General features: G+C 72.1%; 19 protein-coding genes. 10 read left to right on the forward strand and 9 right to left on the reverse strand.

The annotated features are described in order from the left end of the window. The first annotated feature begins 39 nt into the window (after positions 1-39). Entirely contained in the window at positions 40-1,881 is a 1,842-nt protein-coding gene (locus EV382_RS29735) for a hypothetical protein (RefSeq protein WP_130407326.1), read from the forward strand. A gap of 93 nt (positions 1,882-1,974) precedes the next feature. On the opposite strand, the gene EV382_RS29740 is transcribed toward EV382_RS29735, so the two are convergent. Beyond that, on the reverse strand, positions 1,975-2,946 hold the full coding sequence (locus tag EV382_RS29740; RefSeq protein ID WP_130407328.1) for a DMT family transporter: 972 nt from the start codon (positions 2,944-2,946) through the stop codon (positions 1,975-1,977). Continuing rightward, positions 2,943-3,974 carry a class II fructose-bisphosphatase gene (gene glpX, locus EV382_RS29745; protein WP_130407330.1) on the reverse strand — a complete coding sequence of 344 codons (1,032 nt, stop codon included), beginning with the start codon at positions 3,972-3,974 and terminating at the stop codon, positions 2,943-2,945. Before glpX ends, EV382_RS29740 begins: the two co-directional genes overlap by 4 nt. 159 nt (positions 3,975-4,133) lie before the next feature. Between glpX and EV382_RS29750 the strand changes: the two genes are divergently transcribed. Both EV382_RS29750 and EV382_RS29755 read left to right on the forward strand, forming a co-directional pair. Further along, on the forward strand, positions 4,134-4,781 hold the full coding sequence (locus EV382_RS29750; protein ID WP_130407332.1) for a DUF4245 domain-containing protein: 648 nt from the start codon (positions 4,134-4,136) through the stop codon (positions 4,779-4,781). Between the two features lie 196 nt (positions 4,782-4,977). Beyond that, complete coding sequence (locus EV382_RS29755) at positions 4,978-5,823, forward strand: hypothetical protein (RefSeq protein WP_130407334.1); 846 nt, start codon at positions 4,978-4,980, stop codon at positions 5,821-5,823. A gap of 121 nt (positions 5,824-5,944) precedes the next feature. Here the strand turns inward: EV382_RS29755 and EV382_RS29760 are convergent, their stop codons facing one another. Together EV382_RS29760 and xseA are read right to left on the reverse strand one after the other, a co-directional pair. Then, positions 5,945-6,166 carry an exodeoxyribonuclease VII small subunit gene (locus EV382_RS29760; RefSeq protein ID WP_030328827.1) on the reverse strand — a complete coding sequence of 74 codons (222 nt, stop codon included), beginning with the start codon at positions 6,164-6,166 and terminating at the stop codon, positions 5,945-5,947. A 45-nt stretch (positions 6,167-6,211) separates the two neighbouring features. Next, the gene (gene xseA, locus EV382_RS29765; protein ID WP_244236849.1) at positions 6,212-7,444 is read right to left on the reverse strand and encodes an exodeoxyribonuclease VII large subunit; all 1,233 of its coding nucleotides are present in this window, start codon (positions 7,442-7,444) and stop codon (positions 6,212-6,214) included. Positions 7,445-7,587: 143 nt separating this feature from the next. On the opposite strand from xseA, the gene EV382_RS29770 reads away from it, so the two are divergent. Then, entirely contained in the window at positions 7,588-8,574 is a 987-nt protein-coding gene (locus tag EV382_RS29770) for a 4-hydroxy-3-methylbut-2-enyl diphosphate reductase (protein ID WP_130407336.1), read from the forward strand. Positions 8,575-8,614: 40 nt separating this feature from the next. Beyond that, positions 8,615-9,049 carry a hypothetical protein gene (locus EV382_RS29775; RefSeq protein ID WP_130407338.1) on the forward strand — a complete coding sequence of 145 codons (435 nt, stop codon included), beginning with the start codon at positions 8,615-8,617 and terminating at the stop codon, positions 9,047-9,049. A gap of 80 nt (positions 9,050-9,129) precedes the next feature. Here EV382_RS29775 and EV382_RS29780 read toward each other — a convergent pair whose 3' ends face one another. After that, the gene (locus tag EV382_RS29780; protein WP_130407340.1) at positions 9,130-10,296 is read right to left on the reverse strand and encodes a DNA recombination protein RmuC; all 1,167 of its coding nucleotides are present in this window, start codon (positions 10,294-10,296) and stop codon (positions 9,130-9,132) included. Between the two features lie 54 nt (positions 10,297-10,350). Here EV382_RS29780 and EV382_RS29785 point away from each other — a divergent pair, with 54 nt between their 5' ends. Then, the gene (locus EV382_RS29785) at positions 10,351-11,154 is read left to right on the forward strand and encodes a hypothetical protein (protein ID WP_130407342.1); all 804 of its coding nucleotides are present in this window, start codon (positions 10,351-10,353) and stop codon (positions 11,152-11,154) included. 183 nt (positions 11,155-11,337) lie between these two features. Here EV382_RS29785 and ppc read toward each other — a convergent pair whose 3' ends face one another. From ppc to EV382_RS29800, 3 genes are all read right to left on the reverse strand, one after another. Continuing rightward, complete coding sequence (gene ppc / locus EV382_RS29790) at positions 11,338-14,124, reverse strand: phosphoenolpyruvate carboxylase (protein ID WP_130407344.1); 2,787 nt, start codon at positions 14,122-14,124, stop codon at positions 11,338-11,340. 128 nt (positions 14,125-14,252) lie between these two features. Beyond that, positions 14,253-15,302, reverse strand: coding sequence for an ABC transporter permease (locus tag EV382_RS29795; RefSeq protein ID WP_130407346.1), 1,050 nt, complete (start codon positions 15,300-15,302; stop codon positions 14,253-14,255). Positions 15,303-15,407: 105 nt separating this feature from the next. Next, entirely contained in the window at positions 15,408-16,322 is a 915-nt protein-coding gene (locus tag EV382_RS29800; protein WP_130407348.1) for a cyclase family protein, read from the reverse strand. A 261-nt stretch (positions 16,323-16,583) separates the two neighbouring features. On the opposite strand from EV382_RS29800, the gene mfd reads away from it, so the two are divergent. From mfd to EV382_RS29820, 4 genes are all read left to right on the forward strand, one after another. Next, positions 16,584-20,216 carry a transcription-repair coupling factor gene (gene mfd, locus EV382_RS29805; RefSeq protein WP_130407350.1) on the forward strand — a complete coding sequence of 1,211 codons (3,633 nt, stop codon included), beginning with the start codon at positions 16,584-16,586 and terminating at the stop codon, positions 20,214-20,216. A gap of 116 nt (positions 20,217-20,332) precedes the next feature. Continuing rightward, entirely contained in the window at positions 20,333-21,085 is a 753-nt protein-coding gene (locus EV382_RS29810; RefSeq protein ID WP_130407352.1) for a hypothetical protein, read from the forward strand. Between the two features lie 2 nt (positions 21,086-21,087). Continuing rightward, complete coding sequence (locus EV382_RS29815) at positions 21,088-22,068, forward strand: nucleoside triphosphate pyrophosphohydrolase (protein WP_130407354.1); 981 nt, start codon at positions 21,088-21,090, stop codon at positions 22,066-22,068. A 107-nt stretch (positions 22,069-22,175) separates the two neighbouring features. Next, positions 22,176-23,795, forward strand: coding sequence for a DUF885 domain-containing protein (locus tag EV382_RS29820; RefSeq protein WP_130407356.1), 1,620 nt, complete (start codon positions 22,176-22,178; stop codon positions 23,793-23,795). 27 nt (positions 23,796-23,822) lie between these two features. Here EV382_RS29820 and EV382_RS29825 read toward each other — a convergent pair whose 3' ends face one another. Continuing rightward, positions 23,823-24,515 carry a hypothetical protein gene (locus EV382_RS29825; RefSeq protein WP_130407358.1) on the reverse strand — a complete coding sequence of 231 codons (693 nt, stop codon included), beginning with the start codon at positions 24,513-24,515 and terminating at the stop codon, positions 23,823-23,825. Positions 24,516-24,530: the final 15 nt, after the last annotated feature.

Raw genomic sequence — 24,530 nt, forward strand, 5'->3', positions numbered from 1 at the left:
TGAGTCCGGATCGAGACTGGTCGACCGGATCCTGAAACGATGACGGGTTCCACGACACCGCGGGACGGCGCGCCGGCCACGCTGTCCTGGCTCTGCCACCCCGGCACCCTGTTCGCGCTGATTCTGCTGCTGGTCAACGATCACGTGTTGAAGGCGGCCTTCCCCGGCCTGCTGACCGGCAAACTGAGCGACGTAGCCGGCCTGGTGCTGGCACCACCGCTTGTCGCGGTGCTGCTGACGCTCCTGGTGCCGCGACTGCCGGCCCGGGCCGCCGCGCTGGCCGGCCTGATCGTGGTGGGTGCCGGGTTCGCGGTCGTCAAATCCAGCGGGTACGCCGCCGAACTCGCCTCCTCGGCCTGGACCGTGCTGGCCGGACCCTCGCTGGTCCGGGCCGACTGGACCGACCTGCTCACCCTGCCGGCGCTCGGCCTGGCCTGGTGGAGTTGGACGCGGTCGCGGAGGCGGCCGGTGCGTCGACGGGCCGCCCGGCTGGTCCGGATGCTGGTGGTGCTGCCACCGGCGGTCTTCGCGGTGGCCGCCACCAGTCCGTACCAATACCCCTACGCCGTGGGCACCGCCCTGCTTGACGGTCACCCGGCGGTCTCGATCGACGTGGGATACAACGACCGGACCTGGCCGGACGGGCCGGCTGACGGTCGATGGTTGATCAGCCAGGACGGGGGAACCACGTGGCGGCCCGCGGTGGAGGCCGAGAAGATGCGGTTGGCCCGCCAGGGCCCCGGGCAGCGGCAGGCGTGTGTGCCGACCGAGCCGCAGCGGTGCTACCGGGCGGTCGCCGACCACCTGCGGGTGGAGCAGAGTGACGACGCCGGCCTGACCTGGCAGGTGGCCTGGGAGGTGTCGGACGCGCGCCGCGAGGAGTTGGCCCGCCGCTATCACAACCCGGGTGACATCCGCCGGCACTTCGCTTCCCGCGACCTGATCGTCTATCCCGCCGTCGGCGGCGGCCACGAGGTGCTGGTCGCCAACGGACGGGAGGGCATCCTGCACCGGCGGCCGGACGGCGGATGGCAACGCGACGGCTTCCCCCACTATTCGGAAGTGGACGGCAGCAGCTGGTACGACCCGCCCTCGGTGGACGGAGGGCTCGCCAGCCGTGACACGGACCTGCAGCTCGCCCTCGCGCTCGCGCTGACCCTCGGCGTCATAGTCACCGTGCTCGCTGGTCACCTGGCGATTCGCCGCGGTGGAGGCCCGCGCGGGTGGGGGGTTGCCGGCGGTGGGGCGATGCTGGTCGCGGGGATCGTCCTGGCTGGGGCCTGGGAGCGCAACGACGACTCCTCGACGGGTATGGCGCTGCTGTTCGTCGTTCTGCCCATCGGCGTCGTGACAGCGACGGTCATGCTCGTCGGAGCCTCTCGCGTGGGTGTGCCGAGCCGATGGATCAGGTGGGCACTTACCGGGCTGCTGCTCACCGCGCTCCTGTCGTTGCTGCCGCTCGCCGGTTGGCTGGCCGGTAACCCTGCGCAGAGCAGGATCGCGGTGGGGCTTTCCCTGCTGGCTCTGGTGCCGGGCCTGCTGCTCGCCGTCCGGATCGCCAGGCTGTTCGACCCGGCCACCGCGTTCGAGGGCCGGTACCTGCCGGACCCGCCCTATCCGGCGCGTCCGCCTGCGGTGTTCGACCCGCCCTATCCGGCGCGTCCGCCTGCGGTGTTCCATCCGCCCTATTCGGCGCGTCCGCCCGCGGTGTTCGACCCGCGCTATCCGGCGCGTCCGCCCGCGGTGGCCGATCCGCCCTATCCGGTTCAACCGCCAGATCGGTTGCCGTCTGGAACGCCCCCGACGTCAACAGATCCGCCGGAGCCGTCCTATCCCGTGCTGCGGCCTTCCGTGCCGGATCCGTCAGCGGAGTCGGGGTAGGCGATCAGGTCCGGCCGCGTCCCCGCCCGATGGTCGAGGTACGCATCCCGGTGCGCCGACCCGCGCCCGTTGCGTCGCCGGTCCGCTGACGGCTCAGCGGCCCGACGGCGGGGCGAGCGCGGCGACCAGCACGGCCACCATTGTCAGCGCCGCCCCGAGCAGGGTGTTCACACCGGGGTGCGAGGCGGCCGTGGGGAGGCTCAGATCCAGCAGGACGGCGCCCACGATCTGCCCGGCGATGGTGGCCAGGCCGAGCAGCAGCACACCGGTGAAGCGCACGATCGCGGCGGCGATCGCGATGAACACGATGCCGATCGGGCCGCCCAGATAGAGCCACGGCTCGGTCGGCAGGTGGCCGCCGGGCCAGCCGCGTACGGCGATGTCGACCGCGAACGCGACGAGCAGGGTGACCGTGCCGACCACGAAGTTGACCAGCGTGGCGGTCAACGCGCTGTCGGCCGCCGCCCGGACCCGGCCGTTGACGGCCTGTTGCCAGGCGATGCCCACCCCGGCGAGCAGCGGCAGCAGGGCCAGCGCCAACGCGCCCGGGTCGCCAAGTCGGTCGCCGACCGCCAGGCCGACCGCCAGCACGGTGAGCACCGCACCGACCAGCCGCTGCGCGGTGACCGGCTGCCGGCCGGTCGGCCCGATCCCGGCCCGGTCCACGAAGAGGCTGCTGCCGGTCTGGCCGGCGACCACCGCCACCGTGAAGACCGCCACGCCCAACGTGCCGATGGTGAGCCCCTGGGTGGCCACCAGGAACGCGCCGCACATGCCGCCGAGGCACTGCCACGGCCGCAGCGTGCCCGTCCGCAGGGCCCGCCGCGTCGCGGCCAGCCCCCGTCGACCGCCGGGGGTCGCGGGCACCAGCACCAGCAGCACCAGCAGGCCGATGCCGAACGACACCACCGCGGCGGCGAAACCGTCGTCGAGGCGTACCCCCAGCTCGCCGTTGATGCGCGACTGCACCGCCACCGCGACCCCGGAGGCCGACGCCAGCGCGACGCCGGTGATCCGGCGGGCGGCCGACAGGGTCTGCGGGGTCGCCGTGTCGGTGGTTGTCACTCCTGCTCGGCCAGCGGACGACCGTCGAAGTCGACAGCGGAGTAGAGCGCCAGCTTCTCCAACCGGTGGTACGAGTCGATCACCCGGATGGTGCCGCTCTTCGAGCGCATCACGATCGACTGGGTGTACGCGCCGCCCGCCCGGTAACGCACCCCGCGCAGCAGGTCGCCGGAGGTGACCCCGGTCGCCACGAAGAAGCAGTTGTCGCCGGTGACGAGATCGTCGGTGCCCAGCACCCGGTCCAGGTCGTGCCCGGCGGCGATCGCCTTCTCCCGTTCCTGCTCGTCGCGCGGCCAGAGCTTGGCCTGCATCGCACCGCCCATGCACTTCAGCGCGCACGCGGAGATGATCCCCTCCGGGGTGCCGCCGATGCCCATCAACACGTCGACGTCCGACTCGCCCCGGGCGGCCGCGATGGAGCCGGCGATGTCGCCGTCGGAGATGAACCGGATACCCGCCCCGGTGCGGCGGACCTGCGCGACCAGGTCGTCATGGCGGCTGCGGTCCAGCACGCAGACGGTCACCTCGGAGACGTCGGTGCCCTTGACCTTGGCGATCCGGCGCAGGTTCTCGGCCACCCCGGCGTTGATGTCGATCACGTCCGCGTACGCCGGGCCGACGGCGAGCTTCTCCATGTAGAACACGGCGCTGGGGTCGAACATGGCGCCCCGCTCGGAGACGGCGAGCACCGCCACGGCGTTCGGCATGCCCTTGCTCATCAGGGTGGTGCCGTCCACCGGGTCGACGGCGACGTCCACCTCCGGGCCGGTGCCGTCGCCGACGTGTTCGCCGTTGAAGAGCATCGGGGCGTTGTCCTTCTCGCCCTCGCCGATCACCACCACACCGCGCATCTGGATCGAGTTGATCAGCTTGCGCATCGCGTCGACCGCGGCCCCGTCGCCGCCCTCCTTGTCGCCCCGACCGACCCACCGACCGGCGGCCATCGCCGCGGCCTCGGTGACCCGGACCAGGTCGAGGGCAAGGTTACGGTCGAGATCCTGTGGGATACGCGTCCTGGTGTTCGTCATGACGGCTACTCCTCCTCGCGACGGTGCGGGGACGACCGGCGGTGGGGAGGCCCTCACTGCCGGCTTTGTCGCTGATCCTCACACGATGGCCGACCGGGCGTCGGCGCGGGGCGGTGATGGCGCGGATACCGCCGGTCGGGCGGCTGCGAAGATGGAGGGGTGGAACCCGCACAGCCAGCCGACCGCGTACCCGCCGACAGCACGCCGCCCGACGCTCAGCCGCCGGTCGACGTCCCCGCCGGCGCCGGTGGTGAGCCCGCCGCGACCGATCCGACCCCACCGCCGCCGGTGGTGGCCGGCAAGTCCGAGCGGTCGCCGAAGGACATGGCGATCTCGCTGCTGGTGCTGCTCGTCCCGATCGCGCTCCTGATCGCCTTCTACCGGGGATTCCTCGGCGGTGACCAGCCCACCACCGTCGATCCGGCGCCCGCCATCGAGCAGGCCCGGTCGGCGAACGCCTTCCCGGTGAGCCAGCCGCAGGGGCTCAGCGCCGACTGGACGACGGTCAGCGCCCGCTACCAGAGCGTCGAGGGCGGTGCGAACCTGCGCCTCGGCTACCTCACGCCGGAGGGGCGGGGCGTCCAACTGTTGCAGAGCAACGTCCCGGCGGACCGGCTGCTCCCCGCCGAGCTGACCCGTCAGGGCCAGCCGCAGGGCCCCACCGAGCTGGCCGGGCGCACCTGGCAGCTCTACACGGCCCGGGGAAACCAGCAGGCCCTGGTCCTGCTGGAACCGACCCGCACGGTGATCGTCGTCGGCGACGCCCGGGACAACGAACTCCGCGAACTGGCCGGCTCGCTGCGCTGACCGGAGCCGGCGATCGGGCACCGAATCTGGGCAACCAGCCCGAAGGGTGATTGTCCGACGCGTCGACAGGGAACAAGGAGGGGGTGATCCGGGCGCGCCGCTCGGCCCGGATCGCGCGACGCAGCCGACGGTGCTGCTGCGTCGCCCGGTTTCCGACGCCGTCCAGGTCGTCGGGTGACCCCCTTGGGAGACACGAATGACTGTTCGACGACTCGGCGCCGGCCTGGTAGCCGCCGCTCTGATCACGCCCGCGTTGGCCGCCTGCGCCAGCGGAACCGGCACCGCCGGATCGACGCCGTCCCCGACGGTGAGCGCGTCCGGCTCGGCGAGCCCGTCCGGTGCCCCGGTGGCGGGCGACGCGAAGCAGGCCCTGCTCGACTCCACCAAGGAGATCAGCAACGGGAACTTCCGGTTCACCCTGGCGGGTGCCGGCTCGACGGCGGAAGGGCTGGTGCACCAGCCGAGCCAGAGCGCGGCCCTGAAGATCGCGATCGGTGGGCCCTCGTCCGACCTGGCGATGAAGCTCGACGTGATCCACTACAAGCCGGACAGCTGGGTCAAGCTGGAGCTGACCGGCCCCACCGCCAACAGCCTGCCCGCCATCAAGCAGCTCAACCTCGGCAAGTACCAGCACCTGGACCAGAACCGGATCAAGGGCAACCGCAACCTCGGCTTCGACTTCGAGAAGGTCGACCCGGCCGGCAGCGCGGTGCTCACCCAGGGCATCACCGAGGTCCGCAGCACCGGCACCGGCACGTACGCCGGCACCATCGACGTCACCAAGGCCGCCGAGGCGGGCTCGTTGAACGCCGCCACGATCGCCGCGTTGGGCACCCAGGCGAAGACCGTCCCGTTCACCGCGAAGGTCGACCCGCAGGGCCGCCTCAGCGAGCTGGTGCTGCAACTGCCGGCCGCCGGGCAGACCCCCGCTCAGGAGATCAAGATGACGTACTCCGACTACGGCGCCGCCACCGCCGCGCAGAAGCCGCCGGCGGACCAGGTCGTCGAGGCGCCCGCCGAGCTGTACAGCCTGTTCAACTGACGTCCCCCGGTGGGGTGGCTCCGGCCGCCCCACCGGCGGTTCCAGCCGTGCTCATCGAGGGCGGCAGTCGCCCCTTGCGGTGTCAGTCGCGCTGGCTGCGGTCAGTCGCCCTGGCTGGCGGTCAGGAAGCCGGCTCCTGCCGGGCGGCGTCGATCCGCGCCCGCGCGCCATCCAGCCAGCGTTGACAGATCACCGCCAACGCCTCGCCGCGCTCCCAGAGCGCCAGCGACTCCTCCAGGGACGTGCCGCCGGCCTCCAGCCGCTCCACCACCGAGGCCAGCTCGGCGCGGGCCTGCTCGTAACTGAGCCGCTCGTCCGGCCCGGCCTTCGTGTCGTCAGTCATCGCGTTCATCTCAGCACACCACTCCCCGCCGCGCCGCGTCGCCACTCAGCCATCGACAGTGGCGGCCAACTCGCCGTCGGCCAGTCGTACCCGCAGCGGGTCGCCCTTGCCGACCTCCGCTGCCGCGCGGACCACGTGGCCGTCCGCGCGCTGCACGATCGCGTACCCCCGGTCGAGGGTGGCCGCGGGGGAGAGGGCGCGCAGCCGGGCGAGGGTGTGCCGCAGGTCGTCATCGGCGGCGGTCAGCCGGTGCTCCAGGCAGCGGCCGGCCCGCTGCCGCAACGCGGTCAGCTCGGTCGCCCGGTGCTCCACCATCACCTGGGGCCGGGCCAGCACCGGCCGGGAACGCAGCCCGTCCAGCCGGTGCGTCTCCCGGTCGACCAGGTTGCGCACCGCCCGTTCGAGGCGGTGCCGGGCCTGACCGATGAGGCGTACCTCCTCGGTGAGGTCGGGGACGACCCGTTTCGCCGCATCGGTCGGTGTGGAGGCGCGTACGTCGGCGACGTAGTCGATCAGTGGCGCGTCCGTCTCGTGGCCGATCGCGCTGACCACCGGCGTACGACAGCCGAACACCGCGCGGCAGAGCGCCTCGTCGGAGAAGGGCAGCAGGTCCTCGATGCCGCCGCCACCCCGGGCGATGATGATCACATCGATGCTCGGGTCGGCGTCGAGCACCTTGAGCGCGTCGACGATCTGCGGGACCGCCGACGGGCCCTGCACGGCCACGTTCACCGTCCGGAACTCCACCGCGGGCCAGCGCCGGCGGGCGTTGGTCAGCACGTCCCGTTCCGCCGCCGACGCGCGACCGGTGATGAGCCCGATCCGGCCGGGCAGGAACGGCAGTCGACGCTTGCGGGCGCGGTCGAAGAGCCCCTCGGCGGCGAGTAGCTTCTTGAGCTTCTCCAGCCGGGCCAGCAGCTCCCCGAGCCCCACCTGGCGGATCTCGTCAGCCCGCAGGCTCAGCGTGCCCCGGGCGGCGTAGAACTCCGGCTTGGCGTGCAGCACCACCCGGGCGCCCTCACGCAGCTCCGGCGCGCCGGCGTCCAGGACGTCCCGGTTGGTGGTGACGGTCAGGCTCAGGTCGGCCGACGGGTCACGCAGGGTGAGGAAGACGGTGCTGGCCCCGGGGCGACGGCTGATCTGCGCCACCTGGCCGTCCACCCACACCCAGCCCAGCCTGGCGATCCAGGCCCCCACCTTCTGGCTGACCACCCGTACCGGCCAAGGCTCCTCGGCGCTGCTGGCCCCGCCGCTCCCCACCCGCCCGTCTCCGCTCACCCGCCCACCCTACGGACCCTCCCGGTGATCAAGAGGTTTGCGTCAGCGCGGGGCGCGTTTTTGACGCAAACCTCTTGATCACCGGGATTCTGGGCGGGTCGCGGCCCGCTGCCGGTGGGAAAGCCGGCACGTACGATGGGGTGGTGACTGAGGCTCAGGCGACTCACCGGACCGGCAAGCGCGTGCTCCTGGCCAAGCCCCGCGGCTACTGCGCGGGTGTCGACCGCGCGGTGCAGACCGTGGAGGAGGCGCTGAAGCTCTACGGCGCTCCGATCTACGTGCGCAAGCAGATCGTGCACAACAAGCACGTGGTGCAGACCCTGGAGGCCCAGGGCGCGATCTTCGTGGAGGAGAACGAGGAGGTGCCGGAGGGCGCCACCGTCATCTTCTCCGCGCACGGCGTGGCGCCGGAGGTGTACGAGCAGGCCAAGGCGCGCTCGCTGAAGGCGATCGACGCGACCTGTCCGCTGGTCACCAAGGTGCACCACGAGGCGCGACGCTTCGCGGCCGAGGACTACGACATCCTGCTCATCGGCCACGAGGGGCACGAGGAGGTCATCGGCACCGCTGGCGAGGCCCCCGCGCACATCCAGCTGGTGGACGGCCCGGACGACGCCGACAAGATCACCGTTCGTGATCCGGAAAAGGTGGTCTGGCTCTCCCAGACGACGCTTTCGGTCGACGAGACGCTGGAGACGGTGGCCCGGCTCAAGCAGCGGCTGCCGCTGTTGCAGTCCCCGCCCAGCGACGACATCTGCTACGCCACCTCCAACCGGCAGCACGTGGTCAAGGAGATCGCCGCCGACTGCGACGTGGTGATCGTGGTCGGCTCGACGAACTCCTCCAACTCGGTGCGCCTGGTCGAGGTCGCGCTCGACGCCGGCGCTCGCGCCGGTCACCTGGTCGACTTCGCGCACGAGATCGACGACGCCTGGCTGGAGGGGGCCACCACGGTCGGCCTGACCTCGGGCGCGAGTGTCCCCGACGACCTGGTCCAGGACGTGCTGGCGCACCTCGCCGCGCGCGGCTTCGCCGACGTCGAGGAGATCACCACCGCCAACGAGCGGCTCACGTTCTCGCTTCCGCAGGAGCTGAAGCGGGACATGAAGGCCGCCGCGGCGCGCGGCTGAGCACGGGAACGAACCCAGGTTGGCGTACGTCAGATCCGGCATGAGGACTCTTCGGCTCGTCGTTCCCGCGCTGGCCGTCTGCGTGGCGCTGAGCGCCTGCGGTGGCCAGGGCGTCGGGGACGGCACACCCACCCCGACACCGACGGGAGCGCAGCCGGTGACCAGCCAGCCCACGCCCGACCCGACCGGCCTGCCCGAGAGCGTCACCCCCACCCCGCCGCCCGGGGTGAAGACCGCGAAACCGGGCGGCCCGAGCACGCCGCCGGGCGTCGGAGCCACCACCCTGAGCGGCACCGTGCAGGGCGGCGTGGAGCCCGGCTGCGTACTGCTCGACGGTTATCTGCTGCTCAACGGCCCGCGTGACGTGCTGACGCCGGGTGCGCGGGTCGAGGTCACCGGTCGGGTGGAGCGCGGCATGATGACCACCTGCCAGCAGGGCACCCCGTTCGTGGTGGAGAGCGCCCGCCGGTCCTGACAACTCACCCCTGACCTGGAGTACTGTCACTACCGGTCAGCCCCTTGTGGCCACCTCGTGACATGTGGATATACGCACCGTCACATCGAGGTCGAGCGGGCCCCCACCTCACCGTCGGTGAACTCGGGCGCCTGCGGCTGCCGGGGCGTCAACTCGACCTGGGCCGGCGTGGCCAACTCGTCGTCCGAGACGCCCAACTCGGCAAGCTTGCGGGCGCTGACCAGCACCCGGGCCTCCAGCGAGCCGACCGCCCGGTTGTAGGCGGTCACCGCACCGGCCAGCGAGGACCCGAGCTTGCCCACGTGGTCGCCCAGGGTGGAGAGCCGGCCGTACAGCTCCCGGGCGAGGGTGTGCACCGCGAGCGCGTTGCGGGCCAGCGCCTCCTGCCGCCAGGAGTAGGCGACCGTCCGGAGCAGGGCTACCAACGTGGCCGGCGTCGCGAGCACCACGTTGCGGGTGAAGGCGTGCTCCAGCAGCGTCGGGTCACGTTGGAGCGCGACGTCGAGGAACGGGTCGGCCGGGACGAACAGCACCACGAACTCGGGTGCGCTGTCGAACGCCGACCAGTATGACTTGGCGGCCAGCGCGTCGACGTGCCCGCGCAGGTGCCGCGCGTGCGCGTCGAGGTGGGTGTCCCGGCCGCGCTCGTCGCGGGCCTCCATGGCGGTCAGGTACGCGTCGAACGGGGCCTTGGCGTCCACCACCACCGAACGACCACCGTGCAGTCGGACCACCAGATCCGGTCGGACGACCTGCTGGTCGGTGGCGGCGGTGACCTGCTCGGCGAAGTCGCAGTGCTCCAGCATGCCGGCAGCCTCGACGATCCGGCGTAGCTGATGCTCGCCCCAGCGGCCCCGCACCTGTGGTGCGCGCAGCGCCGCCACCAACTGCTTCGTCTCGGTGCGCAGCTCACCGGAGACCGCGGTCATCGAACGGACCTGCTCACGCAGCTCGGCGTACGCGTCGACGCGGTCGTGCTCCAGCTCGGCCACCCGCTGCTCGTAACGGCGCAGGGTGTCGTGCAGCGGAGCGACCGCCCGGGCCACCGCCTCCTGGGACTGCGCGGTGGCCTCGTAGCTCAACGCCCGCATGGACTGCTCCAGTCGCCCCTCGCCCTCCCTGGTGGCGGCCAGGGTGGCGTCCAGCCGGGCGATGTCGGCCGCCGAACGGGACCGGGCCGCGAACCAGCCCACCGCCCCGCCGGCACCGAGGCACACGACCACCAGGAGCAGCGTCGAGACGTCCATCACCGGAGCTTGCCAGACGGATACGACGTGACACCCGGGGGTACGTTCGATGACATGGAACTTGTGCTCTGCCTTGCCGTCGTGCTGGTCGGCGCGCTGGGCGCCGCGGCGCTCATCCGCGCCCAGGCCGGCGCCCGTCGGCGCACCGAGCTCGGCGACGCCCGCGCTGAGGCCCAACGGTGGTACGAGCGCCTCGGCGGCCAGCTGATGAACCTGCACGGCGACGAACCGGCGGTACGTCAGGCGCTGGCCGACGCCGGTGAGCGGTACAACGCGGCAGGTTCTCAGCTGGAGCAGGCGTCCACGCCGCACCAGTTCGGGCTGGCCCGGGAGACCGCGCTGGAAGGGCTGGCCTACATCCGGGCGGCGCGTACGGCGCTGGGCATCGACCCGGGCCCGGAAGTGCCGACCCTGGTCGCCGCCCGGGGCGTGGGGCAGCTCACCAAGGAGCGCGAGGTCGACGTGCAGGGGCAGACCTTCCGGGCCGGGCCGCAACCCGGCCGGGAGACGCCCTACTACTACCCCGGTGGGCGTTATCAGGGTCGCCCGGTGCCCGCCGGCTGGTATTCGACACCGTGGTGGAAGACCGCGCTGGGTGCCGGCGCCGGTGTGCTCGGCGGCATCCTGATCGCCGATGCGCTCTTCTCGCCCGCCTTCGCCGACCCCGGGTACGGCTACGACGCCGGCTATCAGGAGGGCTTCGGTGACGGCTTCGACCAGGGCGACGGAGGCGGCGACCCCGGCGGCGACTTCGGCGGTGGCGACCAGGGTGGGGACTTCGGCGGCGGCGACTACGCCGGTGGGGACTTCGGCGGCGGCGACTTCGGTGGCTTCGGCGACTTCGGCGGCGACTTCTGACCCCCGCCCAGTCGGTCTGACCCCCGCCCAGTCGGTCTGACCCCCGCCCGATCGGTCTGACCCCCGCCCAATCGGTCGATCGAGGAGTTGTGGTGGCCGCTTTGCCGCTGTTAGCGGCTTTCGCGAGGCACCACAACTCCATGATCGGCTGGAGGGCTGGAGGGCTGGAGGGCTGGGGACGGGTCAGCCGGTGTTGCGCATTCCGGCGGCGATGCCGTTCACCGTGGTCAGCAGGGCGCGTTCCAGGGCCGTGCCGTCGCTCGGCGCGCGTCGGCCGCCCGGGGCGGTGGCGACGGCCCGTCCGGCGGCGCCCGACTCCCGGTACTGCCGCAGCAGCGCCACCTGGAGGTGGTGCAGCGGCTCCAGGTAGGTGTCGCGGACGGCCAGGGTGCGCTGGAGCACCGGCGAGTTCTCCAGCAGGGCCGGTGCGGCGGTGACCGCCAGCACCTCCCGCTTGGTCAGCTCGTACTCCCGCTCGATCTGCTCGAAGATCGGGTGCAGCTTCTTCGGCACCAGCGTCTCGACGTACCGGCGGGCGATGCTCAGGTCGGTCTTGGTCAGCATCATCTCGACGTTCGACAGGAACGTGCGGAAGAAGTGCCAGTTGCGGTGCATCTCGGCCAGTACGTCCGCCAGCCCCGCCTCGCGGGCGGCGGCCAGCCCGGAGCCGACGCCGAACCAGCCCGGCACGATCTGGCGGGTCTGCGTCCAGCCGAACACCCACGGGATGGCCCGCAGCCCGGACAGCCCGGCGCCGGTGTTCGGGCGCTTCGCCGGCCGGGAGCCGATGTTGAGCGCGCCGAGCAGTTCGGTGGGGGTGGACGCCCAGAAGTACGCGGGCAGGTCCGGATCCTCGACGAGTGACCGGTAGGACCGGAACGCCGACTCGGAGACCACGTCCATCGTCGCGTCCCAGCGCTCCAACATCTCGGCTGGCTGCCGGGGTGCGGTGTGCAGCAGGGTCGCCTGGAGCACCGCGGCGAGGGTGAGCTCCAGGTTCTCCCGGGCCAGCGAGGGCAGGGTGTACTTGTCGGAGATCACCTCGCCCTGCTCGGTCACCTTGATCGCGCCGTCCAACGTGCCGTACGGCTGCGCCAGGATCGCCTCGTGCGTCGGCCCGCCACCGCGCCCGACGGTGCCGCCCCGGCCGTGGAACAGCCGCAGGTGCACCCCGTGCCGGGCGGCCACGTCGCGCAGCGCGCGCTGCGCCCGGTGGATCGACCACTGGCTGGTGGTGATCCCGGCTTCCTTGTTCGAGTCGGAGTAGCCCAGCATCACCTCCTGCACGTCGCCTCGGGCGCTCACCAGCGCCCGGTACGCGGGCAGCGACAGCAACTCGTCGAGGAGTTCGCCGCCGGCGTTCAGCTCGGCCGGGGTCTCCAGGAGCGGCACGAACCCGATCCGGGCCCGCCCGCTGTGCACGTCCACCAGGCCGGCCTCGCGGGCCAGCACCACGGCGGCGAGCACGTCGTCGACGCCGAGGGTCATCGAGATGATGTACGACTCGATGACCTCGGTGCCGAACCGGTCCTGTGCCTCCCGGATGGTGCCGAACACGTCGAACGTCTTGCGGGCCTGCTCCGACAGCGACGTGTCCAGGGTCGACAGCGGGCGGCGGCCGGTCAGCTCGTCGGCGAGCAGCTTGGTGCGTTCCAGCCGGGTCAGCGCCGGGTAGTCGGAGACCTCACCGACCGCCTCGTAGAGTTGAGCGAGCACCGCGTGGTGCGCCTCGGCGTGCTCCCGGACATCCATGGTGGCCAGGTGCAGACCGAACGCGGAGACGGTGCGGATGGTCGAGGCCAGCCGACCGACGGCGGTGAGCTGCCCGGAGTTGCGGGCCAGCGAGGCACGCAGCAGGTCCAGGTCGGCGATCAGCTCGGCGGAGCCCCGGTAGTCCCGGCCGGGCACGTGCGCGGTGCCCTGGCGCAACCGCAGCCGCGTGTTGGCGAGCTTCGCCTTCACGCAGCGTGCCTTGAGCCGGTACGGCTCCTCCGCGTTGACCCGGCGGAAGCGCTGCGCCACTTCGGGCAGCACGTCCAGGTCGGCGGCGAGGCTGGCGGAGAGGTCCAGGGACACCCCGCGCAGCCGGCGGGAGACCGAGACCTCGTTGATCAGGTGGTCCATCGCCTTCTCGGTGGCGGCGATGCCGTGCTCGTGCTGGATGGTCAGCACCTCGCGGGTGACCGCCGGGGTGACGAACGGGTTGCCGTCCCGGTCGCCGCCGATCCAGGTGCCGAAGCTCAACGGCCGGGCCGTCGGTGAGGTCTCCACACCGAGCGTGCGCAACGTGTCGGCCAGGTCGTCGAGCACCTGCGGGGCGGCCTCGGCGTACAGGTCGCGCAGGTAGTAGATGGCGTTGCGGGCCTCGTCGGTCGGGTCCGGCCGGTCGAGCCGAAGCTCGTCGGTCTGCCACATCAGGTCGAGCAACTCGGCCAGCCGGCGGTTGGCCGGGCCCTCGTCGCTGGCGCCGTAGAGGATCGCGTTGGCGGTCTCGGTGTCCAACTCGTCGGCGATCGCCCGCAGCTTGGACAGGATCGAGCGACGGGCCGCCTCGGTCGGGTGCGCGGTGAAGACCGGTCGTACCGCCAGTCGGCGAGCCGCGTTGGCGATTTCCTCGGCCGGCACCCCGCGCTCGGCGATCATCTTGGCGGCCTGGTCCAGCCAGCCGCCCTGCACCGCGCGGCGGCGGCGCAGATCCCGTGCCCGGTGCACCTGCTCCGTGATGTTGGCCAGGTGGAAGTAGGTGGAGAAGGCGCGGGCCAGCTTGGTGCCCGTGGTCACGTCGAGCCCGCCGAGACGCTGGGCGGCTGCCGGGGCGTCGGAGCGGACCTGGGCGCGGATGTCCTCGACGAGGTCGAGCAGTGGGCGACCCTCCTGGCGGGCCAGGGTCTGGCCGAGCAGGGTGCCGAGTCGGCGGATGTCGGCGCGCAGTGCGGCGTCCGGGCCGTCGTGGTCGTGCTGGTCGGTCACGATGCGCTCCCTTGCGTGGGTACGAAGGACAGCGCTGTCCGACTTACTGGATGGTATCCGCGCACAGGGGATGTCTGGAGGGCCCCCTGGTGATCCACTGCCGTCGGGAGGGTGTTTCCGACGTGATCTCAGCCACCGTGGCCCGGCGAGGAGCCAGCGCGGGTCGTCCCGGGGGCGGACGCGGCGGCCCGGCGACCGCGGACCAGGCTCGCGCTGACCAGGCCGAGCCCGCCGAGCACCGCCCAGATCCCGAGGGCCAAGGCCGGCCAACCCGCCGATCGCCAGTCGAAGTACACCGCGGCCTTGGTCAGGTCGTTGGCGAGCCCGGGGACGTTCCACCGGTGCATGCTGCGCAGCACCCCCGGCAGGAACTCGGGCGCGTAGATGCCACCGGAGCCCGGATTGCCGAGCACCACCAGCAGCAGGATGACCAGCGCCGTGCCCGCGACACCGAGCCAGCCCTGGATGGCGCTGGCGAACATCGCGGCGGCGAAGACGGCCAACGCGCCGATGGCGGCGATCGTCGGCACGTCGTGGTGCCAGATGTCCAGCACAGGTCCGACCACGACCGCGCCGGCGATGCCGACCAGCACGCTGTAGACCGCGAGGACGGCGATGCGCAGCCCGGCTCTTCGGCCCGTACGGGGGGTGGTGCCGCCGGAGATCCCGAGCACGGTCGAGCCGAGGTAGCCGCCGAGCACGTACCCGACGTTCAGGTAGAAGGGCACCACCCCGCGCGGGTCGGCCGAGGTGACCGGCACCTTGTCGACGACCTGTAACGGGGTGCCGGTACGGCCGGCGGCGGTGCTGAGCACCTCCTTGATCGCGCTGGTGGCGGACGGGCCGGAGGCGCTCGCCACGGTGAGGAGCAGGCCGTTGTCGGGTCCGGTGCTGAGTACGGCGTACACCGCGCGGCTGAGCAGCCCGTGCTCGGCGGCGCTCGCGTCGTCGTACTCGACGGGCTTGAGGATGGTGGTCTGGCCGCGGATGGCGTCGAGCGCCGCCTGGGCGCGCTGGTCGGCGGAGACGACGCCTATCGGCAGGTCGCGGGGTGTGGGCTGGTGCAGCGCGCCGACGTAGGCCGCGATGAAGGCCGTGGCCAGCACGAAGGTGCCGAACAGCAGGCCGATGCTGCGCGGTGACCAGTCGCGAGCCGTGCCGGGCGATTCCTTGTCCACCTTGTTAGCTTATGGCCGGTTTTGTGGCGCGCCGGGCGATCCGGCGGGCCGGGTGGCCGGTGGATCTACGTCCGGTCCGACCGTTCGCCGGCGTCGCGGGCGAGGTCAGGGGTTGACGATGGCGAAGGCCCGGACCGGGAAGGTGCCCATGCCGGCCACCCTCGGCGGGGCCGCGGTGAACCGGAACCCGCTCGGCGGCAATGCGTCCAGGCCGGTCAGGTGCTCCACGATCGGTATGCCGGCGGCGAGCAGAGTGCTGTGCGCGGGGCGTACGCCCCCAGCCGTCGCGCTCATGTCGTCGATGTTGATCGAGTCGATGCCGACCACTGCCGCTCCGGCGTCGACCAGCGCCTGGGCGGCGTCCCCGGTCAGGTACGGCGCTTCCGGCGCGCCGTACCGCTCGGTGCCGAAGTGCACGTCCCACCCGGTGTGCAGCAGCACCGCCCGGCCGGCCACCTCGTACGGGGCCAGCATGAGCCGGTCCACCGCTCGGGTGCCGGCCGGCACCCGGACCACCACCCCCGGCAGGTCGGCGAGGCGGTCCAGCGACACAGCGGTCAGGTCGTCCTGGCCGGCCCAGCGGTGGGCGGGCGTGTCCAGGTAGGTGCCGGTGTTGGCGATCATGTCGATTCGGGCCACGTGGAACTCGGTGCCCGGGGCGTACCGCTCCCGGGAGGCGGCGAAGGTCAACCAGTCGGTGATCCGGGGGCCCGGCCAACCCGGCAGGGTGGTCATCCCGTCGCTGATCACGTGGCTCAGCTCGACCAGCCTCCGGGCGGGCGTCGGCTGATCGACGGCGACACCCCGGCCGCCCTTGTGCGGCTCCTCGATGATCGTCTTGGCGCTGATCCGCACGTCGGCGACCATCAGCAGCCCCAGGTGCCGGACGAACAGCGCCGCCAGATCCTCGTCGCTGATGTTCTGACCAGGAATGTCCAGCCGGAAGCCCTCGGTACGCAGCCCGCCGCCGTTGGCGAAGGTCACCTCCGCGTCGAACTGCGCCCGCCACTGCTCACCCATCCCGAAACCCGACCACGCCCTGCCGGCGGCGGTCAAGAGTCGCCAGGACGGCGCGACAACCGGTCGCCCGGCGGAAGATCCACTCGGGTTCACGGAAGGCGTGGTGTCCATGTGTCGCGGATGCCCCGACTTCCGTGAAGTCGAGTGGATCAGGAAGCCGGAGCTGGCGGGTCGACGGAGATAGGCTGGCTGTCGTGCACCCCCCGTCCGGCTGGACGAGGGGCCGCCGTCGTGTGCGTCGACTCCCCTGGATGTGATCACATGCTCACCGGTCTGTTCACCGCCGCCCTGGCCGACCCCGGGCTGGCCCGGGCGCGTGACCTGGCGCGCTCCGGTGCCGCCCAGGTCGACGGCCTCGACATCACCGCCCCGGCGGCGCTGCGCCCGTTCGCCGTCGCGGCGGTCGCCGCCGACAACGACGGCGCCGGGCGACCGGTGCTGGCGGTGACCGCCACCACCCGGGAGGCCGACGACCTGGCCGCCGCGCTCGGCGGGTTGCTGCCGGCCGAGCAGGTGGTCGTCTTCCCCTCCTGGGAGACGCTGCCGCACGAGCGGCTGTCCCCACGCTCGGACACGGTGGGCCGGCGGCTGGCCGTGCTGCGCCGGCTGGCGCACCCCGATTCGGCCGACGCGCACGGCCGCACCGGGCCGCTGCGGGTGGTCGTCGCCCCGGTCCGTTCACTGCTCCAGCCCCAGCTGAAGGGCCTCGGTGATCTGGAACCGGTGCAGCTCGCCGCCGGCGAGGAGGCGGATCTGGAGGACGTCGCCCGCCGGCTGATCGACATGGCGTACGCCCGGGTCGACCTGGTCACCAAGCGCGGCGAGTTCGCGGTGCGCGGCGGCATCCTGGACGTCTTCCCGCCCACCGACGAGCACCCGTCCCGGGTCGAGTTCTGGGGCGACGAGGTGGAGGAGATCCGCACCTTCGCCGTGGCCGATCAGCGGACCATCGAGCAGGTTCCGCTGCTCTGGGCGCCCCCCTGCCGGGAGTTGCTGCTCACCCCGTCGGTCCGTGACCGGGCCGCCGCGCTCGCCGAGCAGCACCCCGAGCTGGCCGAGATCCTCGACAAGCTGGCCGAGGGCATCCCGGTGGAGGGGATGGAGTCCCTCGCTCCGGTACTGGTCGGCCCCGACTCGCTGGAGTTGCTGCTGGACGCCATGCCGGCCGGCACCCACGTGCTGCTCTGCGACCCGGAGCGGATCCGCACGAGGGCGCACGACCTGGTGCGTACCTCGGAGGAGTTCCTGCAGGCCAGCTGGGCCGCCGCCGCGGTCGGCGGCCAGGCCCCGGTGGACGTCGGCGCCGCCGCCTTCCGCACCCTCGGCGAGGTACGCGCGGCCGCCGGCAAGCTCGGTCAGCCGTGGTGGACGCTGTCCCCGTTCGGTCTGATGGAGGGGGAGACGGCCGAGACGCGGCAGCCCTGGGAGGACGCACCCGAGGAGGCCGCCGTCACGCCGGACGACGCCATCGCGGTGACCCTGGCCGCCCAGCCGGCACCGCTCTACCACGGCGAGACCGCACGGGTGGTCGAGGACCTCAAGCGCTGGTCCGGTGAGGGCTGGTCGATCGCGCTGGTCTTCGAAGGGCACGGCCCCGCCCAGCGGGCGGTGGAGGTGCTGCGCGACGCCGGCCTGGGTGCCCGGTTGACCGAGGAGGTGCCGACCGCGCCCGTCCCCGGCGATCTGGTGGTCACCTGTGGCGCGCTGAGCAGCGGGTTCGTCGACGAGGCGTCCCGCTTCGTGCTGCTCACCGGCAACGACGTGACCGGCGGTCGGGGCACCTCGACGCGGGACATGCGCAAGATGCCGAGCCGTCGGCGCAACACCATCGACCCGCTGGAGCTGAAGGCCGGCGACTACGTGGTGCACGAGCAGCACGGCATCGGCCGGTACGTGGAGTTGGTGCAGCGCACCGTCAACGGCGCCAGCCGCGAATACCTGGTCATCGAGTACGCGGCCAGCAAGCGGGGCCAGCCCGGCGACCGGTTGTTCGTCCCGACCGACCAGCTCGACCAGCTCTCCCGCTACGTGGGCGGGGAGCAGCCGACCCTGCACAAGATGGGCGGCTCGGACTGGCAGAAGTCCAAGGCCCGGGCCCGCAAGGCGGTTCGAGAGATCGCCGCGCAGCTCATCCAGCTCTACGCCGCCCGCAAGGCGTCCAAGGGGCACTCGTTCGGCCCGGACACGCCGTGGCAGCGTGAGCTGGAGGACGCCTTCCCCTGGCAGGAGACCCCGGACCAGCTCGCCGCGATCGACGAGGTCAAGCGGGACATGGAGCAGACCGTCCCGATGGACCGGCTGATCTGCGGTGATGTCGGCTACGGCAAGACCGAGATCGCGGTCCGGGCGGCGTTCAAGGCGGTGCAGGACGGTAAGCAGGTGGCGGTGCTGGTGCCGACCACCCTGCTGGTGCAGCAGCACTACAACACGTTCGCCGAGCGGATGAGCCAGTTCCCCGTCCAGATCCGGCAGCTGTCCCGGTTCCAGACGGCGAAGGAGACCGAGCGGACGCTGGAGATGGTCGCCGACGGCACCGTCGACATCGTCATCGGTACGCACCGGCTGTTGCAGACGGCGACCCGCTTCAAGCAGTTGGGTCTGGTGATCGTCGACGAGGAGCAGCGCTTCGGTGTCGAGCACAAGGAGCACCTGAAGACGCTGCGCGCGTCGGTCGACGTGCTCAGCATGTCCGCCACGCCGATCCCGCGCACCCTGGAGATGGCGATCACCGGCATCCGGGAGATGTCCACCATCGCCACCCCACCGGAGGAGCGGCACCCGGTGCTCACCTTCGTCGGCGCGCAGGACGACCGGCAGGTGGCCGCGTCCATCCACCGCGAGTTGCTCCGCGACGGGCAGGTCTTCTACCTGCACAACCGGGTCGAGTCGATCGACCGGGCCGCGCGGCGGCTGCGGGAGCTGGTCCCCGAGGCGCGGGTCGCCGTGGCGCACGGCCAGATGACCGAGGACGCCCTGGAGAAGGTCATGGTCGGCTTCTGGGAGAAGGAGTTCGACGTCCTGGTCTGCACCACGATCGTCGAGTCGGGCATCGACATCCCGAACGCCAACACGTTGATCGTGGAGCGGGCCGACCTGCTCGGCCTGGCCCAGCTGCACCAGATCCGGGGCCGGGTCGGCCGGGGCCGGGAGCGGGCGTACGCCTACTTCCTCTACCCGCCGGAGAAGCCGCTCACCGAGCACGCTCACGAGCGGTTGGCGACCATCGCCCAGCACACCGAGTTGGGTGCCGGCATGTACGTGGCCATGAAGGACCTGGAGATCCGGGGCGCCGGCAATCTGCTCGGCGGCGAGCAGTCCGGGCACATCGAGGGCGTCGGCTTCGACCTGTACGTGCGGATGGTCGGCGAGGCGGTCTCCGCGTTCAAGGGTGAGCGGCCGGAGGAGGAGACCGATGTCAAGATCGACCTGCCGGTCGACGCGCACCTGCCCCACGACTACGTGGCCGTGGAGCGGCTGCGCCTGGAGATGTACCGCAAGCTCGCCGAGGCGCGCGACGAGGAGCGGCTGCGTGAGGTGATCGCCGAGATGACCGACCGGTACGGCGAGCCGCCGGCCCCAGTGCAGAACCTGGTGGAGGTGGCCCGGTTCCGGTTGCTGGCCCGCCGCTACGGTCTGACCGACGTGTCCATGCAGGGCAAGCACGTACGCTTCGGTCCACTGCCGTTGCCGGACTCGAAGCAGTTGCGGCTCAAGCGCTACCACCCGGATGCCGTCTACAAGCAGGCCACCGACCAGGTCAGCGTGCCCCGACCGAGCACGCGTCGGATCGGCGGTGAGCCGCTGCGGGATCAGGCGCTGCTCCAGTGGTGCGCGCAGCTGCTCTCCGATGTGCTCGGTGCCCCCGCCCCACTGGCCGTCGCCGCGAGCGCCTGAGCCGGCGGCGTGCTCTCGACCAGGGACGGTCGCGCGTCGACGCCGTCCCTGGTCGTGGGATGGGCGGAGGTGGGGGGTGTCACAACCCCGGGTGACGGCGTGAGAGAGTGACGGCTATGCGTGCTCGCCGTCTTGCCGCCGTCGCCACTGTGGCGCTCGGCCTCGTCGCCCTCTCCGGTTGCCGTGCTGAGCCTGGTATCGCCGCTTACGTCGGTGACCAGCGCATCACCGACGTTCAGGTCACCGCCGCGATGAAGGACCTGCGGACGAAGAACCCGACGCCGGAATCCTCCGCCAGCGAGCAGCCCGAGGCGCCACAACCGAAGCTGCCCAGGGTGGCCGACGTGGTTCGGACCATGGTGCTGACCAAGGTGTGCGAGAAGCTCTCCGCCGAGAAGAACTACCAGCCGCGCAGCCAGGTGACGGCTGAGCAGACCGCCCAAGAGCTCCGCCTCGACCCGGAAACCGGTTACGTGCGGCAGGTGGCGAAGTTGTACACCTGCCTGTCCGGGTTGCCGGCCGAGTCGGTGGAGCCGACCAAGGAGGAGCTCGCCGACGTGATCGCCGCCGGGCGGGCGGCCGGCAAGATCCCCGCCGACGTCACCGATGAGGCGGTCGCCCAGCAGCTCGACGGCAACCAGCTACGCGGCGCGCTGGCGACCAAGCGGATCCTGGCCGAGGCGGTCGGTCGTTACGACGTCAGCATCAGCCCTCGGTACCGTCCGCTCGAGTTGCCGCTGCTCAGCTTCACCGAGGACGCACACGCGGTGAGCGTGCCGTTGGGTGAGCCGGGCTCCGACGTGGTCACTGACATTTCCACCCCGGAGGAGCCGACCGGGGCGCCGGAGGCCGAGGGCACGGCCAGCTGAGAATGACCGCACGGATCGTCCTCCTGGTCACCTCACCCCGGTTGCCCGCCGGCCTGTTGACCGCCGCGGCCTGGGACGTCGTACGCCAGCACCCGGTGTTGACCGGCGCGGACGGCGAGTTGGTCACGGCCGTGCGCCAGGCGGGCGCGGAGGTCACGGTGGTGGACGGCCCGGCGACGCAGCCGTTGCTGGACGCGGTGGCGACGCACGGCACGGTGGTGTGGCTGGCCGGTCCGACGGGCGACGAGGCGCTGGCCCGGGAGTTGGGTCTGCGACTGGCCCGGCAGCCGGGGTTGGCCGAGATGGAGCTGATGTACGGCTCGTGGGATCCGCCCGGTGCCCGGTTGCTCGACGCGGTGGCGGTGCTGGATCGGCTGGCCTCTCCGGGTGGCGACCCGTGGAAGCGGGCGCAGACGCACCGCAGCCTCGCCGGCTATCTGCTGGAGGAGAGCTACGAGGCGTACGACGCGATCAGCGCCGACGACACCGACGCGCTGCGCGAGGAGTTGGGCGACGTGTTGTTGCAGGTGGTGCTGCACGCGCGGCTCGCCGAGGAGTTGCCCGAGGATGAGCGGTGGACCATCGACGACGTGGCCGGTGGCCTGGTCGACAAGATGATCCGGCGCAATCCGCACGTCTTCGCCGGTGCCGAGGTGGGCAGCCTGGAGGAGATCACCGAGAACTGGGAGCGGATCAAGCGCGGGGAGAAGGCCCGGCACTCGGTGCTGGACGGCGTGGCCCTGAGTCAGCCCGCGTTGGCCCTGGCGGCGCAGATCCTGGACCGCGCCGCCCGCCGGGGTGTCGAGGTGCCGCTGCCGCTGGCCGACGCCGAGCCGGACGCCGAGGCGAGGTTGGGTGCCAGCCTGCTGGCCGCGGTGGCCGCAGCCCGCGAGGCCGGCCTGGACCCCGAAGCAGCCCTGCGCCGCACCACCCTGACCCAGGCCGAACTAATCCGCCAAACCGAAGCCCCAGACCCGCGTTGATCATGAAGTTGTTGCCCTGACCCGCCGAGGCGGACGGCAATAACTTCATGATCGACGGAACCGGCGGAACCGGTCGAGTGGGGCGGGGTGGTCGGTAGGGTGGGCGGGTGGAAGCGTTTGGGGTGCTGGCTGAGCGGGTCGTCGAAGCGCTGTTGGAGTCGCGGCCGGGGGTCGCCACCGCTGCCGGGGATCACCGGTTCGACGATCGCCTGCCGGACCTGTCCGCCGACGGGTTGACCGCCGACCGGGCGATGCTCTCCGACGCGGCCAACGCGCTGTCCGAACTGGACCCGGATTCCCTCGACGTCGACGAGCAGGTCGACCACGCGCTGCTCACCTCATTCGTGGACCGCGAGCTGTTCGAGCTGACCGAGATCCGCGCGCACGAGTGGGATCCGCTGCGACACAACCCCGGCCCACTCCTGCACCCGCTGCTGGCCCGCCCGTACGCCCCCGTGGAGGTGCGGCTGACCCAACTGGCCGGCCGGCTCGCCGCCGTACCGGACGCCCTCGCCACCGCCCGCGCGACGCTGCGGGACATGCCGCGGATCCATGCGGAGACGGCGGTCGGGCAGTTCACCGGCACGGCCGCCCTGATCCGCGACGAGCTGCCGGCGCTGCTCGCCCAGGCACCGAGTCACCTCGACCGGGTCGAGCCGGCGGCCACCGCCGCGATCGCCGCGCTGGACGAGTTCGTCGCCTGGCTGCGCACCGGTCTGGCCGCCGATGCCGGCCCTGGCCGTGACCCGCGACTGGGCCGGCGTCGCTGGGAGGCCCGACTCTGGCACACCCTCGACACCGAGCTGGGCGCCGCCGAGATCCAGCGGCGCGCCTGGGCCAACCTGGACCGGGTCACCGCGCAGATCCGCGAGGCCGCCGTCGAGCTGGTCGGCGGCCCGGCCGACGACGCGACAGTACGTCGGGCGCTGGACCTGCTCGCCGCCGAGCACCCGAACGACGCGACAATCGTCGAGCTGGCCGGGGTGACGCTGGACGAGGCGACCGATTTCGTCCGGGCGCACGACCTGGTCACCCTGGTCGACGACCGGTGCGTGATCCAGGAGATGCCGGAGTTCGCCCGGGGGGTGGCGGTGGCGTACTGCGACGCGCCCGGCCCGCTGGAGGCTGCCGCGCTACCGACCTTCTACTGCATCGCGCCCACCCCGTCGGACTGGCCGGCGCAGCGGGTCGAGTCGTTCTACCGCGAATACAACGACCACATGATCCGCAATCTGACGGTGCACGAGGCGGTGCCGGGGCACTTCCTCCAGCTCGCCCACGCCCGCCGCTACGTCGGCGGCACCCGGGTCCGCGCGCTGGCCGAGTCCGGCCCGTTCATCGAGGGCTGGGCGGTCTACGCGGAGGAGGTGATGACGGGCCTCGGCTTCGGCGGTCTGCCGGTGCGGTTGCAGCAGCTCAAGATGCAACTCCGGATGACCATCAACGCGCTGCTCGACCAGCTGGTGCACGCCGAGGAGTTGCCCGAGGCCGAGGCGATGGCGTTGATGACCGGGCGCGGTTTCCAGGAGGAGGGCGAGGCGGCCGGCAAGTGGCGGCGCGCGCAGCTCACCTCCACCCAGCTCTCCACGTACTTCGTCGGGTACAGCGAGATGGCCGAGATCGCCGCCGCCCGCCCGGACGGGGTGTCGGTCCGCGACTGGCACGACGCGATGCTCGCCCACGACTGCCCGCCCCCGCGCCACCTGCGCACCCTGCTCGGCCTCTGAGCACGCGCAGCTGGGGCGGCGGGTCGGTCAGGAGCCGCCGGGTCGGCGGTCGACGACGCCGGCCCCGGCGGGCGGCTCGAACGCGCCCTCGTCGACCGTCGTGGAGTAGTCGCTCAGGGCCAGTTCCATGGGCTTGCCGTCGACCGACCCGGTGAAGCTGCCGAGCACGCCCTCGGTGGTCACGCAGGCGGTGAAGTCGCCGGACGCGCTCTCCACCGCCACGCAGGCGGCGTGGTGCCCGGCGACGGTGGTGTCACCCGGCTTGAGGACCGCCTGCGGGTCGAGCGCGGCGGCGGTGAGCAGCCCGATGACCACCGGCGGTGTGACGAGGCCCTGCCGGTTGGCCTCGCCGAACAGCGTCACCGTGGGCTTGCCGCCCGGGGTGGGCGGGACGGTCAACGTGCACTGCGGGCGGGCGCCGGTGGTCGTGCACCGGGTGATGGCCTCCGGGGTGACGGTGAGCTGCCCGCCCGGGTAGGTGTAGGCGGACCGGGCCGGGTCCTGTGCCTGCACGATCGCGGCGCGCTGGCCGCCGGGCAGTTGGTAGTCGGCCGAGTACGTCAACTCCAGTGCTCGATCGAGCCGGGCGGCGAGGTCGTTGACGAGTTCGGAGCGGCCCATGGCGACTCCGGCGTCCTCGAATGTCTGACAGCCGGTGACCGTGAGCGACGCGATGACCGACACGGCGAGCATGCGGAGGGTGGTCGAGGCGGCGGGCATGGCGACCAGCCTGGT

Source organism: Micromonospora violae (genome assembly GCF_004217135.1).
In the GTDB taxonomy this organism is placed as follows: Bacteria; Actinomycetota; Actinomycetes; order Mycobacteriales; family Micromonosporaceae; genus Micromonospora; species Micromonospora violae.

Excerpts from the sequence above, each read along its gene's own strand:
- EV382_RS29785 (WP_130407342.1), top strand. The coding sequence starts at position 10,351 with ATGGAACTTGTGCTCTGCCTTGCCGTCGTGCTGGTCGGCGCGCTGGGC.
- EV382_RS29810 (WP_130407352.1), top strand. The coding sequence starts at position 20,333 with ATGCGTGCTCGCCGTCTTGCCGCCGTCGCCACTGTGGCGCTCGGCCTC.
- EV382_RS29755 (WP_130407334.1), top strand. The coding sequence starts at position 4,978 with ATGACTGTTCGACGACTCGGCGCCGGCCTGGTAGCCGCCGCTCTGATC.
- EV382_RS29735 (WP_130407326.1), top strand. The coding sequence starts at position 40 with ATGACGGGTTCCACGACACCGCGGGACGGCGCGCCGGCCACGCTGTCC.
- EV382_RS29775 (WP_130407338.1), top strand. The coding sequence starts at position 8,615 with ATGAGGACTCTTCGGCTCGTCGTTCCCGCGCTGGCCGTCTGCGTGGCG.
- EV382_RS29825 (WP_130407358.1), bottom strand. The coding sequence starts at position 24,515 with ATGCCCGCCGCCTCGACCACCCTCCGCATGCTCGCCGTGTCGGTCATC.
- EV382_RS29780 (WP_130407340.1), bottom strand. The coding sequence starts at position 10,296 with ATGGACGTCTCGACGCTGCTCCTGGTGGTCGTGTGCCTCGGTGCCGGC.
- EV382_RS29800 (WP_130407348.1), bottom strand. The coding sequence starts at position 16,322 with ATGGGTGAGCAGTGGCGGGCGCAGTTCGACGCGGAGGTGACCTTCGCC.
- EV382_RS29760 (WP_030328827.1), bottom strand. The coding sequence starts at position 6,166 with ATGACTGACGACACGAAGGCCGGGCCGGACGAGCGGCTCAGTTACGAG.
- glpX (WP_130407330.1), bottom strand. The coding sequence starts at position 3,974 with ATGACGAACACCAGGACGCGTATCCCACAGGATCTCGACCGTAACCTT.
- EV382_RS29815 (WP_130407354.1), top strand. The coding sequence starts at position 21,088 with ATGACCGCACGGATCGTCCTCCTGGTCACCTCACCCCGGTTGCCCGCC.
- mfd (WP_130407350.1), top strand. The coding sequence starts at position 16,584 with ATGCTCACCGGTCTGTTCACCGCCGCCCTGGCCGACCCCGGGCTGGCC.